At 71.8% G+C, this 17,415-nt stretch carries 18 protein-coding genes; 6 read left to right on the plus strand and 12 right to left on the minus strand.

Annotated elements, in window-relative coordinates:
• Window positions 1-148: 148 nt before the first annotated feature.
• Entirely contained in the window at window positions 149-475 is a 327-nt protein-coding gene (locus P2Q00_RS49180; RefSeq protein ID WP_275781570.1) for a hypothetical protein, read from the plus strand.
• 30 nt (window positions 476-505) lie between these two features.
• Here the strand turns inward: P2Q00_RS49180 and P2Q00_RS49185 are convergent, their stop codons facing one another.
• The gene (locus P2Q00_RS49185) at window positions 506-1,045 is read right to left on the minus strand and encodes a GNAT family N-acetyltransferase (protein WP_275781544.1); all 540 of its coding nucleotides are present in this window, start codon (window positions 1,043-1,045) and stop codon (window positions 506-508) included.
• 117 nt (window positions 1,046-1,162) lie between these two features.
• Between P2Q00_RS49185 and P2Q00_RS49190 the strand changes: the two genes are divergently transcribed.
• Window positions 1,163-1,975, plus strand: a complete 813-nt coding sequence (locus P2Q00_RS49190; RefSeq protein ID WP_275781546.1) for an SAM-dependent methyltransferase — start codon at window positions 1,163-1,165, stop codon at window positions 1,973-1,975.
• A gap of 4 nt (window positions 1,976-1,979) precedes the next feature.
• Here P2Q00_RS49190 and P2Q00_RS49195 read toward each other — a convergent pair whose 3' ends face one another.
• The 9 genes from P2Q00_RS49195 to P2Q00_RS49235 all read right to left on the minus strand — a co-directional run bounded on the left by P2Q00_RS49195 (window position 1,980) and on the right by P2Q00_RS49235 (window position 11,266).
• Complete coding sequence (locus P2Q00_RS49195) at window positions 1,980-2,852, minus strand: NAD(P)-dependent oxidoreductase (protein WP_275781548.1); 873 nt, start codon at window positions 2,850-2,852, stop codon at window positions 1,980-1,982.
• Window positions 2,853-2,869: 17 nt separating this feature from the next.
• A complete protein-coding gene (locus P2Q00_RS49200; RefSeq protein WP_275781550.1) occupies window positions 2,870-3,559 on the minus strand; it encodes an SDR family NAD(P)-dependent oxidoreductase in 690 nt (229 codons plus the stop codon).
• Window positions 3,556-4,431, minus strand: coding sequence for a cupin domain-containing protein (locus P2Q00_RS49205; RefSeq protein ID WP_275781552.1), 876 nt, complete (start codon window positions 4,429-4,431; stop codon window positions 3,556-3,558). The genes P2Q00_RS49200 and P2Q00_RS49205 overlap by 4 nt, the downstream gene beginning before the upstream one ends.
• Window positions 4,428-5,780 carry an amidohydrolase family protein gene (locus tag P2Q00_RS49210; protein WP_275781554.1) on the minus strand — a complete coding sequence of 451 codons (1,353 nt, stop codon included), beginning with the start codon at window positions 5,778-5,780 and terminating at the stop codon, window positions 4,428-4,430. Before P2Q00_RS49210 ends, P2Q00_RS49205 begins: the two co-directional genes overlap by 4 nt.
• A 31-nt stretch (window positions 5,781-5,811) precedes the next feature.
• Window positions 5,812-6,810 carry an alpha-ketoacid dehydrogenase subunit beta gene (locus P2Q00_RS49215; RefSeq protein ID WP_275781556.1) on the minus strand — a complete coding sequence of 333 codons (999 nt, stop codon included), beginning with the start codon at window positions 6,808-6,810 and terminating at the stop codon, window positions 5,812-5,814.
• A complete protein-coding gene (locus P2Q00_RS49220; protein WP_275781558.1) occupies window positions 6,798-7,781 on the minus strand; it encodes a thiamine pyrophosphate-dependent dehydrogenase E1 component subunit alpha in 984 nt (327 codons plus the stop codon). Before P2Q00_RS49220 ends, P2Q00_RS49215 begins: the two co-directional genes overlap by 13 nt.
• Window positions 7,781-9,115, minus strand: a complete 1,335-nt coding sequence (locus P2Q00_RS49225; RefSeq protein ID WP_275781559.1) for a M24 family metallopeptidase — start codon at window positions 9,113-9,115, stop codon at window positions 7,781-7,783. Before P2Q00_RS49225 ends, P2Q00_RS49220 begins: the two co-directional genes overlap by 1 nt.
• A gap of 52 nt (window positions 9,116-9,167) precedes the next feature.
• Window positions 9,168-9,842 (minus strand): helix-turn-helix domain-containing protein, encoded by a 675-nt coding sequence (locus tag P2Q00_RS49230; protein WP_275781560.1) that lies wholly within the window; start codon window positions 9,840-9,842, stop codon window positions 9,168-9,170.
• 269 nt (window positions 9,843-10,111) lie between these two features.
• Window positions 10,112-11,266, minus strand: coding sequence for a sensor histidine kinase (locus P2Q00_RS49235; RefSeq protein ID WP_275781561.1), 1,155 nt, complete (start codon window positions 11,264-11,266; stop codon window positions 10,112-10,114).
• A 163-nt stretch (window positions 11,267-11,429) separates the two neighbouring features.
• Here P2Q00_RS49235 and P2Q00_RS49240 point away from each other — a divergent pair, with 163 nt between their 5' ends.
• From P2Q00_RS49240 to P2Q00_RS49255, 4 genes are all read left to right on the plus strand, one after another.
• Complete coding sequence (locus P2Q00_RS49240; protein WP_275781563.1) at window positions 11,430-11,801, plus strand: DUF4333 domain-containing protein; 372 nt, start codon at window positions 11,430-11,432, stop codon at window positions 11,799-11,801.
• 20 nt (window positions 11,802-11,821) lie between these two features.
• Window positions 11,822-12,505, plus strand: coding sequence for an ABC transporter ATP-binding protein (locus P2Q00_RS49245; protein ID WP_275781564.1), 684 nt, complete (start codon window positions 11,822-11,824; stop codon window positions 12,503-12,505).
• Between the two features lie 17 nt (window positions 12,506-12,522).
• A complete protein-coding gene (locus tag P2Q00_RS49250; RefSeq protein WP_275781565.1) occupies window positions 12,523-14,529 on the plus strand; it encodes an ABC transporter permease in 2,007 nt (668 codons plus the stop codon).
• A gap of 68 nt (window positions 14,530-14,597) precedes the next feature.
• Window positions 14,598-15,296, plus strand: a complete 699-nt coding sequence (locus tag P2Q00_RS49255; RefSeq protein ID WP_275781566.1) for a response regulator — start codon at window positions 14,598-14,600, stop codon at window positions 15,294-15,296.
• Window positions 15,297-15,366: 70 nt separating this feature from the next.
• Here P2Q00_RS49255 and P2Q00_RS49260 read toward each other — a convergent pair whose 3' ends face one another.
• Both P2Q00_RS49260 and P2Q00_RS49265 read right to left on the minus strand, forming a co-directional pair.
• On the minus strand, window positions 15,367-16,764 hold the full coding sequence (locus P2Q00_RS49260; protein WP_275781567.1) for a cytochrome P450: 1,398 nt from the start codon (window positions 16,762-16,764) through the stop codon (window positions 15,367-15,369).
• Between the two features lie 136 nt (window positions 16,765-16,900).
• Window positions 16,901-17,368 carry a potassium channel family protein gene (locus tag P2Q00_RS49265; protein WP_275781568.1) on the minus strand — a complete coding sequence of 156 codons (468 nt, stop codon included), beginning with the start codon at window positions 17,366-17,368 and terminating at the stop codon, window positions 16,901-16,903.
• Window positions 17,369-17,415 lie beyond the last annotated feature (47 nt).

The raw sequence follows: 17,415 nt of genomic DNA on the forward strand, positions 1-17,415 counted from the left end.
CTGATCATCCAGATGATCACCATCGGCCTGGCCGAGGAGCCCGGCTGGCGCGAGTTCGCCATGCCCCGCCTGCAGCGCCGCTACGGCCCCGCTGCTCGGCACCCTCGTCGTCGGCCCGCTCTCGGGCGCCTGGCACCTGCCGCTGTTCCTGACCGAGTGGGACGGGCCGCACGTCACCTGGACCACGCCGCTGGAGTTCATCGCCACCACGATCGCCTTCAGCTCCGTCATGACCTGGGTCTTCAACCGCACCGGCGAGAGCCTGCCGCTGGCCATGCTGTTGCACTGCGGCGTCAACAACTACTTCTCCCTGGCCTGGTTCGACCTGTTCCCGTCCCTGCCCGACGGATACGCCGCCCACGCCTTCCTGCTCAGCTCCACCGCCCGGGCCGTCGTCCTGCTGATCGCCACCCGCGGCCGACTGGGCTGCCCGCCGGTGCGCGACGCCGGCACGCTGTCGGACCGGACGGCCTGACGGGCAATCCCCGGCGATTCCGTCGCGAACTCAACCGGACGTCGTGACCGGGGACCACATGCCGAGCCACTGCTCGGCGTCCCAGGCCTCGAACCGCTCTACCTCGGTGAACCCCAGCTTCGCCGCGAGGCGCATCGAGCGGGCGTTGGCGGTCTGGGTGGCGAGCACCACCGGCTCGCCGGGAAGCGCGCCGGCCAGCCAGTCGAGTGCCGCTGCGCATGCCTCGGCGGCGTAGCCGTGTCCCCACGCCCGCGGCAGGAACAGGTAGCCGAGATCGACCTTCCCGACGGCAGCCGGGCGACGATGCCCCGTTGCTCTCCTGAGCAGGATCTGGCCGATCATCGCCCCGTCGAGATCGACGACGAAACTCCCGGGCCACCGCTCGGGCACCCCGGACAACTCGCGCTCAAGCTCGTCACGCGGCCGGGGACCGCCGAGATAGGTGTGCACCTCCGCCGAAGCGAGCAACTCGACGAACACCGTACGGTCCCGGGCCTCGGGCTCACGCAGCACGAGCCTCTCGGTCCTGATCGGCGCAGGCGGCCAAGCCACGGCTCTCAGATCTTCCATCCGGGCACGCTAACAAGTGGTCAAGGAGGTGGCCGAAGGCGGTCTCCGCCGTGCAGCATGATCGTGCAACACTGCTCGCACCACCCGCAGGGGACCTGTCGAGCAGAGGAGTCTCACGTGACCGGGATCGAGCCGGCCGCACAGCGGATCGACACGACCAGACCGCACCCGGCCCGTGTCTACGACTGGTTCCTCGGCGGCAAGGACAACTACCCGGTCGACGAGCAGTTGGGCCGGCAGATCGCGTCGATCCAGGGGGACGCGCCGCGGGCCGCCCGCAGCAACCGCCGGTTCATGCAGCGCGCCACGCGCAGGCTCGTCGAGGGGTCGGGAATCCGCCAGTTCCTCGACATCGGCACGGGCATCCCCACCGAGCCCAACCTCCACCAGATCGCCCAGCGCGTCACGCCGGACGCGCGCGTCGTCTACGTCGACAACGACCCGATCGTCCTCGCCCACGCGGGCGCCCTGCTGCGCGGCACCCCGGAAGGCGTCACCGAGTATCTGCAGGCCGACGCACGCGATCCCGCCGCGATCCTGGAACAGGCGGGCCGTGTCCTGGACTTCGACCGGCCGATCGCCCTGTCGCTGATCGCCCTGCTGCACTTCATCGCCGACGAGGACGGCGCCTACGACCTGGTGGGCACCCTCGTCGACGCCCTCGCGCCGGGCAGCTGTCTGGTGCTGTCCGCGATGACGGCCGACTTCGAGCCGGAGAACGTACGGCGGGGCATCGAGGCCTATGCCGCGGGCGGGGTCACTCTCGTCGCCCGCACGCACGCCGAAATGGGCGGATTCTTCAAGGGACTTGAACTGATCGAGCCGGGGATCGTGTCCGTGGTGGACTGGCATCCGGAGCTCGGCGTGGACGAGACACCGGACGGTGAGGGACCCGTGTCGCTGTATGGAGGCGTCGGCGTCAAGGGCTGATGACTCAGGGCTGCCCGCCACCGCGGACGCCGCCGCGCAGGAAGTCCGCCAGTGCGCTCAAGTCCCGCTGGCCCAGGCCCTGTTCCACGGCTTCACCCACCAACCGCCTGTTGGTGGCGGCCTGTTGCATGGATGCCCCCACGCGCTCGGCGAGCGCAAGGACCAAGTCCAGGTCCTTGGCGACGAGTTCGAGAGTGAAAGCGACCGTGGCGTTCTCCGGGTGCAGATACGCGTCCTTCTTGTACTGCACGAACGGCGCCCCCGCGGCACCGGCCGCGAACACCTCGTACGCCGACTCCCGGGGCACCCCGGCCCGTTCGGCGAGGACGAGGGCCTCGGAGAGGGCCTGGTTGAGGCCGAGGAGCAGGGAGTTGACGGCCAGCTTCATCGCCGCGCCGGTGCCGCCGGGGCCGACATGGACGACGTGGGCCGCCAGGACGTCCAGTACGGGACGGGCCCGCTCCAGGGCCGATGCGTCCCCGCCCGCCATGACGGTGAGCCTGCCCTGCTCCACGAAGACGACGCTGCCGGAGACGGGGGCGTCCAGCAGTGCCGCGCCCGCCTTCTCGACGAGGGGCGCCAGGGCCGTCACCGTCTCAGGAGCGACGGTGCTGGTCTCCACGACCACCGCGCCGGCCCGCAGCCCGGCGGCGATGCCGTCCTCCCCGGCGTATGCCTGTCGTACGGCCGTGTCGTCGGCGAGGGAGACGAGGACGACGTCCGCCGCCGCGGCCGCCTGGCGGGGTGTGGCGGCGACGGCAGCCCCGGTCGCCTCGGCCTTGGCGCGCGTGCGGTTGTGCGCCGTCACCGCGAAGCCGGCCTCGCGAAGCCGTACCGCCATGGCCGCACCCATCCGGCCCGTGCCGATCACCGCCACACGCGATTGTGTAACACTCATCCCAGCAGCCACCCCCCGTCCACGCTCAACTCCACCGCATTGACCGACCTGTTGCGCAGCAGGAAGTCCACGGCGTCCACCACGTCCGCCATGGTGGCGAGCCGTCCGGTCGGGGTCCTGGCGCGCAGCGCGGCCAGCACCTCCGCCGGCTTGGACTGCCAGTAGGGACTGTCGCCCACGACACCGGGGTGGACGGCATTGACGCGTACCGGCGCGAGTTCGACGGCAAGGGTGTTCACCAGGCCCCGTACGCCCGCGTTGACCGTTGCCACCGTGGTCGCGCCGGGGTAGGGGCGCTCCTTGGCCTGGCCGCCGAAGATGACGATGGCGCTGTCGTCGGTCATCCGGGGCCGCAGTACGTGCACGACCTCGGTGTAGCCGACGAGCTTGAGCGTGACGAGGCGCAGGGCGGCGGTGATGTCGTAATCCGTGGCCCGGTTCTCGTCTCGGGAGACGCCCGCGAGGACCAGGTGGTCGACGCGTCCGACGTCCGCCAGCGCCGCTGCGAGCTCGCGCGGCCGGGACAGGTCGAGGGCGAGGCCGCGGGCGCCGATCTCCTTGGCGACGGCGTCGGCGCGGTCGGGGTCGCGGCCGGTGAGGACGACCTCGTCGCCCCGTTGCGCGCGGGCGCGGGCGAACTCGCGGCCGATGCCGGACGTACCGCCGACCACAACGACGCTGCTCATGACTCCAGGGCCTCCCTCAGATACTCCCAGTCCCGTGTGAAGCGGTACGAGTGGCGCGGCGGCGGCTGCGGTGCCTGTGTCTCCAGCCAACGCAGCGGCCCCGTACCGGCGTTGGCGAAGCCGTGCACGCAACCGGCGCCCGCCCAGGCGCAGTCGCCGGGTCCGAGCCGGTACCGTTCGCCGTCGAACACCGCGTCCGCCTCGCCTTCGAGGAAGTAGTACGTCTCCTCGAAGGGATGGTCGTGCGTACCGGCGACGCCGTCGGGCGCGTACTGGACCATGAACATGGTCGAGGCGACCGCGCCGAGGTCACTGTCGACCATCATCTTGACCGTGATGCCGCTGTAGACGAGCAGCGCGGTGCGCATGCTCGCCGAGACGGCGAGCAGGTCTTGAGATTGTTTTCCCGGGTCCATCCGGTCGGGCTCGAAGTGGCCGAACGAGCGGGTGCGCGGGTCGCGGACGTCGATGCGCACGGGGTTGTTCACCGGCAGATCGCGCACGGCCTGCGTGTCGTGGCCGTAGCGCGCCCGCGGGACCGGCGCCAGCATGTCCGCCCAGCGTGCGGGCGTGTCCCCGGCGCCGCGCCAGGCGTGCGGGACGCCGGTCGGGAGGATGCCGTAGTCGCCCTCCTCCAGGAGGTACGAGCCCTCGGGCACGTCGAGGATGACGGTTCCGTCGAGGATGTGGAAGCTCTCCTCGTACGAGTGGACATGCGCCGACACCCCGCCGTCCGGGCGCAGTTCGCACAGGCCGAAGCCGGTGTGCACGCTGCCGTCGTCCTCGCCGACCAATTCCCGCCGCCGGTATCCGAGTTGGTCGTACGGCGGCTCGGGCACCCCGTCGGCCCGCCGTACCAGATGCTGTGTCATTCCTTCGGCTTCGCCTCCTTCGCCGCGAGGAGCCGGTCGCGGGACTCCTCGACGAGTTGCCGCGCCCTCGCGACGTCGGCCGTCAGCCTGCCGTCGCGCTTGCGGATCACGCCGTCGACGATGACCGTCTCGACGTTGGAGACGTCCGCGCAGAGCGTGACCGCGGACGCCGCGTCGTGCACCGGCGCGATGTTCAGTGCGGTGGCGTCGAGGGCGACGATGTCGGCGCGCTTGCCGGGGGTCAGGGAACCGGTGCGGTGCTCCAGTCCCGCGACATGCGCGCCGTTGCTTGTGGCGATCTCCAGCATCTGACGTGCCGTCAGCATGGTGTTCGGGACGGGCAGGTTGGCGTGCCAGCAGTCGGCGTTGACCCGGGCGCGCTCGGCGCCGAAGGCCGCGCGGATCTGGGTGAACATGTCGCCGGGCACGGTGGTGACGACGTCGATGCTCAGGGACGGCCTCAGGCCGTGCTCGATCGCCGCCATGACGGGCGGCCAGCCGTGGCCCATCTGGGTCTCCACCTGCGGCGCGACCGACACCGTACCGCCGCTGTCGGCGACCATCCGCCACTCCTCCTCGCTGAGGTGGCAGCAGTGGATGTAGGTGGTGTCCGGGCCGAGGAGGCCCAGGTCGTGGAGTTGTTTCACCATGCCGAAGCGGCCGGCGAGCCGCCCCATCGCCACATGCACTGTGATCGGGATGTCCAGTTCGCGGGCGAGGGACCACTCGGACGTGACGACGTCGTTGACGCAGAAGCCGGGGCCGCGGGTGGCGAGGGCCATGGTCAGCAGGCCGTCGTCGGAGGAGAAGTACTTGGCGCGGATGCGGCGTACGTCGTCGCCCGGGATCGCGATCTTGCTCTCGAACCAGTAGTCCGCGAGGGAGGTGTTGGCGCTGCCGTAGGCGTACTGGGCGCGGATGCCGGTCTCCGTCAGCGCCTGGACCGCGGCGTCCGGGTGCTCGGGCGTGTTGTTGATGTGGGACCAGTCGACGAGGGTCGTGATGCCGGCGTTGAGGCACTCCAGGGCGCCGGCGAGGTTGGCCGCGTACACGTCCTCGGGCGTATAGAGCGGGGCGAAGGTGTCGAGGATGTCCACGAAGTAGTCGTCGAGGGTGGCGTCGGGGGCGACGCCCCGGATCGAGGCCTCCCAGGTGTGGCGGTGGGTGTCGACGAAGCCGGGGATCACGATGCGGCCGGTCATGTCGAGGACCTCGGCGTCCGCACTGATCTCCGGCTGCACCGCCGCGATCCGGCCGTCCTCGATCAGGACGTCACCCCTCGGCAGGTCCCCGACGGAGGGATCCATCGAGAGCACGTGCCCGGCGCGAAGCAGTATCCGATTGGTCATCGCGCTTCCTCCTCAGGGGTGTCAGGGGTGTTCAGTACGCGGCGAGCCTCCGCACGGCCGCCACGACCTTGTCCACGGTGGGAATGACTTGCTCCTCCAGCGCGTCGGCGAACGGCAGCGGCACGCACTCCCCCGTCACCCGGCGCACCGGCGCGTCCAGCAGTCCGAAGCCCTCGTCGGCGACGACCGACACGAGGGTGGCGCCCCAGCCGCCCTGGTAGGGGTTCTCCTCGACGGTCACCAGGCGTGAGGTGCGGCCGAGGGAGGCCAGGACGGTGGCGACATCGAGCGGGACGAGGCAGCGCAGGTCGACGACCTCGGCGTCGATGCCCTCGTCGGCGAGGAGTTCGGCGGCCCTCAGCGCCAGGGGCACCATGGCGGCGAGGGCGACCAGGGTCACGTCGGAGCCCTCGCGCACGACCGTCGCCCGCCCCAGCTCGACCACGTGATCCGGCGGCGCCGGGGCGCCCTTGCTCGCCAGCAGGCCCTTGTGCTCGAAGAAGACCACCGGGTCGTCGCTGCGGATCGCCGCCGCCATCATGCCGATGACGTCGGCGGGCGTGGCGGGAGCGGCGATCTTCAGTCCGGGGACGGTCAGCGCCCAGTTCTCGGTGGCCTGCGAGTGCTGGGCGCCGAAGCCGAGCCCACCGCCGTTGGCGGTGCGCACGACGAGCGGGACGGTGACCTGACCCCCCGTCATGTACCGCACCTTCGGTATCTCGTTGGCGAGGTAGTCCCAGCAACAGGCCAGGAAGTCGGAGAACATGATCTCGGCGACCGGCCGCATCCCGGTCATCGCGGCGCCCATCGCCGCGCCCACGATGGCCTGTTCGGAGATCGGCGTGTCCCACACCCGCTCGGGCCCGAACTCCTCCCGCAGCCCGACGGTCGTCTTGAACACCCCGCCCGCCTCGCCGATGTCCTCGCCGAGGCATACGACGGCCGGGTCCCGGCGCATCTCCCGCGCGATGCCCTCGGCGACCGCCTCCCGGTAGGTGATGACGTCGCGGTCGGTCCTCACGTCCGCCATGCCGCACCTCCGTCCGCCCACACATCGGTCAGCGCCTCGCCCGGATCGGGCGGCGGCGCGTTCTTCGCCGCCTCGACCGCCTTCTGTACGACGTCACGGGCGCGCTCGTCGGCCGCGGTGACCGTCTCCTCGGGTACCCCAAGCTCCGCGAGGCGGCCGCGGGCGAGGTCCAACGGGTCGTGCTTGAGCCAGCGTTCGACCTCCTCGGCCGGGCGGTAGGTGGCCGGGTCGGCGCGGCTGTGCCCGAAGTGGCGGTAGGTCTCGGCCTCCAGCAGAGCGGGCCCGTCTCCTGCGCGGGCCCGCTGTGCCAGGGCGGCCACCGCCTCCTTGACCGCCACGACGTCGTTGCCGTCGACGACCTCGCCGGGGATGCCGTACGCGGGCGCCCGGTCGGCCGCCGGACGGGCGACGGCCGTGACGTCGGCGATCGGCGTGTACTCCATGTACAGGTTGTTCTCGCAGACGAACAGCACGGGCAGCTTCCATACGGCGGCCAGGTTGAGCGCCTCGTGGAAGGCACCGATGTTGGTGGCGCCGTCGCCGAAGAAGGCGACCGCGATCTGCCCGGTGCCGCGCAGCCGGGCCGACCAGGCGGCGCCGACCGCCATCGGCAGGTGGGCGCCGACGATGGCGTAGGAGCCGAGCATGCCCAGGGACGCCTTGGTGAGGTGCATGGAGCCGCCCTTGGCCTTGCACAACCCCGTGGCGCGGCTCATGAGTTCGGCGAGGCACTCCTCGGGGGTGGCACCGCGGGCCATCGCGTGGTGGTGGCCGCGGTAGGTGGCGAAGACGTAGTCGTCGGGGCGCAGGGCGGCGCTCGCGCCGACGGCGATCGCCTCGTGCCCGGCGGCGAGGTGGGTGGTGCCCTTGACCAGTCCGGACAGGAACAGGTCGTGGGCGGCCTTCTCGGTACGCCGGATGACGGCCATCTGCTCGTACAGGGTGAGGAGTTCGTCGCGGTCGACCACCATCAAGTCCCCCCGTCCGTACGGGTGTTGAGGTGGGACTGGGCCTCGCGGCGGGTGTTGAGCTCGCCGCCGACCGTCCAGTACTTGCGGCCCGCGACGAGGAGTTCCTCGGCCGGGAACTTGGTGATGACCTCGCAGCCGTCGGCGGTGACGACCAGCTCCTCCTCGATACGGGCCGCGGACCAGCCGTCGGCGGCCGGCCAGTAGGTCTCCAGGGCGAACACCATGCCCTCTTCGAGGACTTCGGGGTGATCGAGGGAGACCAGACGGCTGAAGATGGGCTTCTCCCAGATCGACAGACCGACGCCGTGGCCATACTGCAGGGCGAAGGCGGCGGTCTCGTCTGCGAAGCCGAACTCCTCGGCGCGCGGCCAGACTTGGACGATGTCGGCGGTGGTGGCGCCCGGTCGGACGAGGGCGATGGCCTCGTCCATGTACTCACGGCAGCGGACGTAGGCGTCGCGTTGGGCGCGGGAGGCGCTGCCGACGGCGAAGGTGCGGTAGTAGCAGGTGCGGTAGCCGAGGTGGCTGTGGAGGATGTCGAAGAAGGCGGGGTCGCCGGGGCGGATCAGGCGGTCGCTGTAGACGTGCGGGTGGGGTGAACAGCGTTCGCCGGAGATGGCGTTGACGCCTTCGACGTACTCGCTGCCGAGGTCGTACAACACCTTGCTGACCAGGCCGACGCACTCGTTCTCACGGACCCCCGGGCGCAGGTAGCCATAGAGCTCCTCATACGCCGCGTCGACCATCGCGCAGGCCTGGGTGAGCAGGGCGATCTCGTCGTGGGTCTTGGTGCGGCGGGCCTCCAGGAAGACCTGCTGGCCGTCGACGACGTCGATGCCCTCGGCGCGCAGGGCGGCCAGGACGGGCATCTCGGCGACGTCGATACCGAGGGGTTCGTTCGCGAGGCCGTGTTCGCGCAGTTCGGTGGCGATCTTCCGGGCGACGTCCTCGGCGATGCCCGCGTCCGGGTGGAAGGCTCCGCGCAATGTCGAAATCCCGGCGCGGGCGCCGGTGGGCGGGCCGCCCTTGCCGTCGCTGTAGTCCAGCCAGGGGTTGTACAGCTGGTGGTGGCGGGCGGCGGAGCCGAAGTCCCAGACGACCGGTTCGCCGCCGCGCACCAGCAGGGCGAAGCGGATCAGCTTGTCCATCGCCCAGGTGCCGATGTGCGTGGCGGTCATATAGCGGATGTTGGCGAAGTCGAAGCTGAGCACGGCGCCGAGCGATGAGCGGTTCAGTGTCTCGTGGAGCCTGGCCAGCCGCTCCTTGCGGAGCCGGTCCAGGTCGATGCGCTCTTCCCAGTCGACGGCATTGGGTCCGAACGTACGGATCGCCATGGCGACCACCCCCACTTCGGAGTGAACGACCATGCCGCACGGGTGTCAAGTGTTACTGAACGCCTTGGCTGAACACGAACCAGACGCCGACGGCAGGCTCAGCACCATCGTTGCGGTAGCGGTGCGGGGTTGTCGACTCGAAGCAGACGGCGTCGCCGGGACCCAGCGTGTACTCGTCGAAGCCGAGGGTGAGAACGAGCTCGCCGGAGGTCAGACAGCCGTACTCGGTGCCCGTGTGCCGCATCAGGCCGCCGGAGCTGGAGGAGCAGCCGCCGGGCCGGTAGGTCACCAGCAGGAAGTCGACGTCGGTGCCCGGAACATGCCCGAGCCGCTCCCACACGACGCCCGAGTCCAGCTCCAGCAGCTCCCGCTCACCGGGCGTGACCAGCGGCCCGATGCGCCGGCCCGGGTCGGCGGCGAAGGCGGCAAGGGAGTGCAGGACGGTGGCGGGGGCGGCGGACGCGGCCACGACCGGGGATACGGCGGCCTCGTCCTCGTACGCGTCGGACCCCTCATGGGTGTCGAAGAGCGACTCCACGGAGATCGACAGTGCGGTGGTGATGGCGTACAGCGTGCTCACCGACGGCTGGCTCTTGCCGGTCTCGATCTGGGAGACCAGGCTCGCGGAGACGCCGATCTCCCGCGCGAGGGCGCGCAGGCTCACGCCTCTGGCGAGGCGTGCCTGCCGGATGCGTGCGCCGACGGGCGGCACGGCGGCAGGAGCCACGGCTGCTCCCCTCTCGGGCTTCTCGGGCTTCTCGGGCCGACATGTGCAGCACCATTGAACAGCCGGGGCGGGCCGCGACGCCAGAGCCTCGGGCGACGCCCAGGTCCGTACGTCGGCACCAGGCGCTCCGCTGGATGTGCCGCGATGGTCTGTCGGTCGTCTGCGGCGGCGTCGTGGCTGGTCGCGCCCACGCGGCGGAGCCGCATATGGATGCAGCCCCGCGCCCCTTCAGGGCGCGGCCGGACCGCAGCGGGCTTCGCATGACCTGCCTAGCCCGCCGGGAACACCGCCCGGACCTCCCAGCCGATCCCGGCGCGCGGGCCCGCGTGCAGTTCGCCGCCGAGTGCCGTCACCCGCTCCTTCAGGCCGACCAGGCCGAAGCCGCCGCCGTGGGCCGCGGCCGGGAGCTGGGTGCCGCCGCGGCCGTCGTCCGTCACCGACACCGACAGATGGCCGGCGTCGTAGCGCACCTGGACGGCGATCTCGGCGGCGTCGGCCGCGTGGCGCCGCACGTTCGTCAGCGCCTCCTGGACGACCCGGAAGGCTGCCGCCTGCACCTCGTGCGGGAGGTCGTCGGGGACGGTGGGATCGCTGTACAGGGTGGCCTTCTGGACGGGGCCGGCGAAGCCCTCCGTCAGGCCGGCGATGCCCGCCAGGTCGCCCACCGGGCGGCGGTCGGCCTCCTCCCCGGTGTCGCGCAGCACGCCGACCGTGCGGCGCATCGACGCCAGTGCCTCGGTCGCGGCGCGTTCGATGCCCGCGAGAACGGGGTCGAGGTCGTCCGGCTGAGTGGTCGCCATCATGCGGGCCACCTGGGTCTGCACGAGGATGCCGGTGACGTGGTGGGCGACGAAGTCGTGCAGGTCGGCGGCGATCGCTACCCGCTCCTCGCGGCGGGTCTCGGTGACGGCCACGGTGCGGCGGTAGTCGAGGGAGCGCAGATAGGCCGCGAGCCCGGCGACGATCCCGATCACGACCAGGCCCCCGACCATGAAGCCGAGGGTCGTGCCGTCCTTGAGCGAGTGGGAGTAGCGGACCGGCAGGAGCAGCAGGGCGACGCCGTCCAGCAGACCGCACGCCACGGCCCACGAGGGCGGGCAGTGCCGTACGGCCACGAACAGCAGGCACAGCAGAATCGTCGCCTCGCCCGGGCCGAAGAGGGCCTCCCGGCCGGCCAGCAGCGCGCCTGCCGTGAAGAGCAGGGAGGCCAACGCCGTTACGGCGGCGCGCAGTTGAGGGGTCAGCCACGCCGGGCGCCGGTTTGCCGGCCACAGGACAGCGGTCAGGCCGGCCAGGAGCAGCACGGCGGTCGGCCACAGGCTCTGGTCCGCGTTGCCCACGTTCGCGATGTCGGCGACCGACGCCGCGAGCAGGAAGCCGACGCCGAATCCGCGGGCGCAGCCGCCGCCGGAGATGGAGGTCATGCGGTTCACCGTAGGTGAGCCGGTGGCCCGCGGGATCGGCCGAATGGTCGAGGGGCCGCAGCGCCGACCATGGCCGTATGACCGAGGTGCGCGCAGGTGCGCGCGGGCGAGGGTGGAGCCACCTCGTCGGAGGCTTCCTCCCTCAATCCATCAGGAGTGCGTGATGCAGCCCAGCAAGTTCCTCGTCGGCGCCGTCGGTGGTGCCACCGCCCTGGTCGCCCTGGGGGGCCTCGGCACGTACCTGCTGTCCGGGACCGAATCGACCAGCGAGCTCGACCGGTACTCGTCGGTGGAGGTGGACGGCCACAAGGCACTGTCGGGCAAGATCGTCGCGGGTCGCGCCGAGAGCAAGTACCACCCGCTGCCCTGGGTCGGCAAGAAGGTCTCCGGCGTCACCTGCCCGACCGGCCTGAAGGCCGTCGCAGGCGCCACCGTCACCTGCACCGGCAAGAGCAGCGGCGGCAAGAGTGTCGACATGCCGGTCTCCGTGGTGAGGGCCACGAGCACCTCCGTCACATGGAAGTTCGAGCGCTGAGAAGGACTGGGGAAACCATCGTGAGCACCGTTCTGGCCGGACTCGGCCTGACCAAGAAGTACGGCTCGACCACCGCTCTGGACGGTGTCGACGTGGACGTCCGCGAGCGGGATTCGCTGGCCATCATGGGCCCCTCCGGCTCGGGCAAGTCCACCCTGCTGCACGCCCTCGCCGGGATCATCCGCCCCGACGGCGGCACCGTGCTGCTGCGCGGACAGGCCATCGACGGCCTGAGCGAGAACAGGCTCAGCGCCCTGCGCCGCAAGCGTTTCGGTTTCGTTTTCCAGTTCGGCCAGCTGCTGCCTGAGCTGCCCGCCGAGGAGAACGTCGCGCTGCCGCTGATGCTGGAGGGCATGCCCCGCCGGCAGGCGGTCCGGCAGGCCCGCCGCTGGTTCGCACCGCTCGGCCTGGACGGTCTTGAGCAGCGCCGCCCCGGCCAGCTGTCCGGCGGTCAGGCCCAGCGGGTGGCGATCGCCCGCGCCCTGGCCGTCCAACCCGACGTGGTCTTCGCCGACGAGCCGACCGGCGCCCTCGACCAGACCACCAGCACCGAGGTGATACGGCTGCTCACCTCCGTCACCCGCGAGCAGGGCGCCGCCCTGGTCATGGTCACGCACGACGCCGACGTCGCCGCCCACTGCGACCGGATCCTTCAGGTCCGCGACGGCCGGATCAGCAACCACAGCCAGTACACGGCCGTCTGAGCCCTTTCGGAGATGTGATGCGCTCCCCTGTCCTGCCCCTGACCTGGCACCTCGCCAAGTCCTCCGGCCGCCGTGGCCTGCAGAGCCAGCTGCTGGCGGCAGGAGCCGCCGCCGTCGGCGCGTTCGTCCTGCTGGTGATGCTCGCCGCGACCCTCGGCTCCGGCGCCCGCGCCGACCGCACGGCCTGGCGCACGCCCGAGCCCGCCGAGCACGCCACCGCCGTCCAGGCGCTCGCGACGACCTACGTCCGCCACGAGCCCGTCACCGTCGTGAACCTGGCCCAGCTGCCCGACCGCAGGGCCACCCCCGCACCGCCCGGCCTGAGCACCTTCCCCGAGCAGGGCGAGGTGTACGTCTCCCCCGCCCTGGCCGAGCTGCTGCACAAGCTCCCGGCGACCCAACTCGCCGACCGCTTCCCGAAGGTGACGTCCTACGGCACGATCGGCGCCGCCGGTCTCGCCTCGCCGGACGAGCTGGTCGCCGTCGTGGGGCGGGCGGCAGCCGACCCCGCGGTCTCCGCGACCGCCGGCGAGAACGGGATGTACGACATCAAACAGGCCGCGCGCGCCGGGATCACCGGCTTCCAAGGCGGCAAGCAGAGCCTGTTCACGTACACCGACCAGTCGACCGCACTGCTGGGCGTGGCGCTGCTGGTGATGCCGGTGGCCGTGCTGGCCGCGGCCGCCGGGCGGCTGGGCGCGGCCCGGCGCGAGGCGCGGCTCGCCGCACTGCGGCTGGCCGGGGCGACCCCGCGGCAGATCATCGGCATGACCGCCGCCGAGGCCACGGCCGTCGGCGCGGCCGGAGCGCTGACGGGTGCCGCGCTGTACGCGGCCCTGCTGCCCGCACTCGCCGAGATCCCGTTCGGCATCGGCAGCTGGTACACGGGACAGCTGTGGGTGGGCGTGCCCTGGTTCGCCGCCGTCGTCCTGGCGGTCACCGCGCTCATCACCATCAGCGCGGTGTCAATGCTCCGCCAGGTGGCGACCTCGCCGCTTGGCGTCGCCCAGCAGGCCGACCCGCGGCGCACCCGGGTCATCCGGCTCGTGGTGTTCGTGGCGGTCCTGCTGTACGTCTTCCAGTCCACGAACGGCGGCGGCCTGAACACCCGTCAGGTGGTCGCTCTCCTGCTGCTGTTCTACGGCGCGTTCTGGCTGTTCGGCCCGTGGGTCGTGGACCGGTTGGGCCGGATCGCGGGCCGCTTCGCCCGCCGCCCCGCCACCCTGCTGGCCGCGCGCCGGCTCAGCGACGACCCGCGCGGCGCCTGGCGCACCGTCAGCGGACTGGTGCTGGCCGGCTTCGCGGCCGGGTTCTTCGCCGTCAGCATGGTCGGCACCGACGGCTCGCAGTTCCGGGGCCAGGTCGCGGTGGTCACATCGAACGCCGCCGAGGCCCGGCACGCCACCGCCGAGGCCCGCACACTGCTGCACGAGGCGGGCGTCAAGGCGACGGTCACCACCGTGAAGGAGGACGACTACGACAGCCTGACCAGCGGCTCCCCGGGCCTGGTCGCCCGTGTCTCCGGCGGCCCCGAGCGCATCGACACCGCCGTCACCGCCCTCGCTCCGCTCGGCAGGTCCGGGCTGCCGTACACGCAGGACTACGCCACCGCGGCCGACCGCTCGGCCATCGACCGGTTCGCCGAGGTCAGCACCGCCACCCTGGCCCTGAGCTTCCTGGTGGCCACCGCCTCCGCGGGCCTGACCGCCGCCGCGGGCGTCCTGGACCGGCGCCGCGTGTACGGCCTGCTGCGGCTGGCCGGCACCCCGCTGAAGGTGCTGGACCGGGCCCGGGTCCGCGAGACGGTCCTCCCGCTGGTCGTCCTGGCCGGCGGCACCACCGCCATCGGCGTCTACGCCTCCTACCGGCTGAACAAGGCGTTCGGCGCCTCGCTCGACCTCACCGGCGCCCTGCAACTCGCCGCCTGCGTGGCCGTGGGCGCACTGGCCATGTTCGCGGCGATCGGCAGCAGCAGACCGCTGCTGCGCACCGTGACAGCCGATCCGGCACAGACCGCGGACTGACGCACCACCCGGAGCGGCCACCGGCCGGTGGCCGCTCCGCCACAACTCCCCTGAGGCATGATCGACCCATGACGAGCCCCGTCCCCGCCACCCCGTCCGGAGCGCCCATCCGCGTCCTGATCGCCGACGACCAGGACATGGTCCGCACCGGTTTCCGCTTCTTCCTGGACGCCCAGCCGGACATCACCGTCGTCGCGGAGGCGGCCGACGGCGAGGAGGCCGTGGCACTGGCCCGGCGGATGCGGCCGGACGTGTGCCTGCTGGACATCCGGATGCCGAAGCTGGACGGCCTGGCGGCGACCCGGCTGCTGGCGGGGCCGGACGTCGCCGACCCGATGCGGGTGGTCGTGGTCACCACCTTTGACCTCGACGAGTACGTGTACGGGGCGCTGCGCGGCGGCGCCTGCGGGTTCCTGCTGAAGGACTCAGGGCCGACCCTGCTGGCGGAGGCGGTACGCGCCGCGGCGGCCGGCGACTCCCTGGTCTCCCCCTCGGTGACGGTCCGCCTGCTCAAGCACGTCACCGCCGACCCGAAGACCGAGGTCCCCGCACGGCCCGCGGCCCCGGCCGACTCCCTCACGGACCGCGAACTCGACGTGGTCCGCCTGGTCGCCCTCGGCCGTACGAACGCCGAGATCGCCGCGGAACTCTACGTCTCCCTCTCCACGGTCAAGACCCACCTCTCCAGCGTCCAACTCAAACTGGACGCCCGGAACCGGGTAGAGATCGCGGCCTGGGCATGGCAGAACGGCCACGCGCCCCTTTAGGGGCGCGGGGCTGTATCGATATGCGGCTCCGCCGCGTGGGCGCGACTAGCCACGACGGCGCCGCAGACGATCAACTTCCCGACCGAATCAAACCCGCCAGGTACCGCCACAGCGACGACCGCCGCTTGGCGGCCTGGTCCGGCGCATCGGTCAGGTCCGGCGCGGGCGCCGGCACAACCTGCACCGGCGGCCCCGCCAACTCATACCGCACCGGCAGCGACCGCAGCCCCCGCATGAACGGCGAGGAACGCCAAGGCAGTTGGTCGACGGGGAGGGCGAGCTCCAGGTGCCCGAACCGTTCGAAGAGGCGGCTCACGCCTGCTGCCGCGATCGTCGACGCCAGTTCGCGGGCCGGGCACTGGCGGGGGCCCGCGCCCCACGACAGGTGCGCCCGGCTGCTGATGCTGGAGCCCGGCGCCGTCTGTCCGGCGAAGAGGGGGTCGGCGTGCGCGGCGGCGGAGGAGACCCATACGGGGTCGCCGGCACGGATGGTGTAGTTCCCGAGCCGGGTGTCCTCGGCCGCGAACCGCGGCACGAAGTTGACCAGCGGCGGCTTGCGCATGACCACGCGGTTCATGGTTTCCCGCACCATCCCGGCGGACAGGGTGGTGCGTACCCCGCCCTCGCTCTCTCCCGCGATCACCTCGACGACGGTGTTGGAGATGAGGATGCCGACGTGGTCGGAGGTCATGCCGAGCAGCATGAACAGCTCCCGGGCGAGCGCGTCGACCGACAGGTCCGGGTGGGCGGCCAGCAGCTGGGAGGGAAAGTCGTCGCCCGGCTTCTCGATCTTGGCGGCGGCGAGTTCGGTGAGCGTCACCAGCAGGCGTTCCAGGGCGGGTTCGGCGTCAGGGCCGGCGTCCAGCACCCGCCACATGTCCATCAGGGCGTCGTCGCCCTGCGAGCCGGGGAAGCCGAGCAGATGGCTCGCCGCCATCAGCGGGAGCGGGCGGGAGAACTGTGCCGACAGGTCGGCCAGGCCCGTGCCACCGCCCTGCGCGAGCAGGGTGATCAGCTCGTCGGCGTAGCCGGTGACGGCCGTCTTGAGCCGCTTGGCCTGCGGGTTGCGCGGGTCCTGGAAGGGGCGCAGGGCGGTGTCCCAGGCGCCGCGCAGGGTGCGGTAGCCCGGGCCGCCCTGGATCAGCACGTGGTTGACCTCAAGAGAGGGGCCGAGCGGCCAGTCGGCGGGCACCCGGCCCTCGGACCGGGCGCGCCAGTTCTCCAGGCCCTTGGGCCAGGCGGGGTCGTCCTGGAGCACCTGGAGCGACTCGCGGTAGCCGAGCACGAGCCAGGCGGGCACGCCCAGCAGGTCGACGGGCGCGACGGGGCCGTGGCGCTCCCGCAGCCGTTCGTAGACGAGCGCGGGGCGGGTCTCGTAGTCCCGGGTCAGCAGGGGTTCCGGAGCCAGGGCCTCCAGTCGCGTGCCGTCCGGCTCCGCCCCGCCCTCGTCGACCAACTGGAACTCCATGCTTCCGCCGCCCCCTCGACACCGCCCGTCACGGTCCGCGGCGTGCCGGTGCTCGCGGACCCCGGGGGACCGTATCTCAGACGTCACGCAAGGCACACGGCAGGGTACTCACCGGTAGCAAGGAAGGCATCCGCCCTCATTTCCGCTCCCCGTTCCCGGCCATCATCCGCTCCAGCCGGTCGAAGCGCTCGTGCAGGGCATGGACGGTCTCCTCGCCCAACTCGCGGGCGTGCAGGGCAAGATGGTGGCGGCGCTGCTGCTCCCGCCCGACGAACCAGGTCGCGAGGGCCGCGGTGACCATGCCGTACGTGGTGATCCCGACGACCATCACGACGGCACCGATGACGCGGCCGCCGAAGGTCACCGGGTAGAAGTCGCCGTACCCGACGGTCGTCGCCGTCTCGATCGACCACCACAGCGCCTGCGGGTACGTCCGCAGATTGGCGCGCAGTGCGTCCTGTTCGGCGGCGACGACGGCCCACGAACCCGCCAGCATCACCGCTCCCAGGAGGGCCGTCGCCCCGCCCGCCGCCTTCAGGTGCAGCGAGCGGCCCTCCCGGCCGAGCAGCAACTCGACCGCCCTGGCCAGGAATCCGGGCAGCATGGGCACTCCTCGGTGTACGTCCGTATGGGGTCAGTGTCGCCGAGGGC

This window comes from Streptomyces coacervatus (genome assembly GCF_029223485.1).
Taxonomy (GTDB): domain Bacteria; phylum Actinomycetota; class Actinomycetes; order Streptomycetales; family Streptomycetaceae; genus Streptomyces; species Streptomyces coacervatus.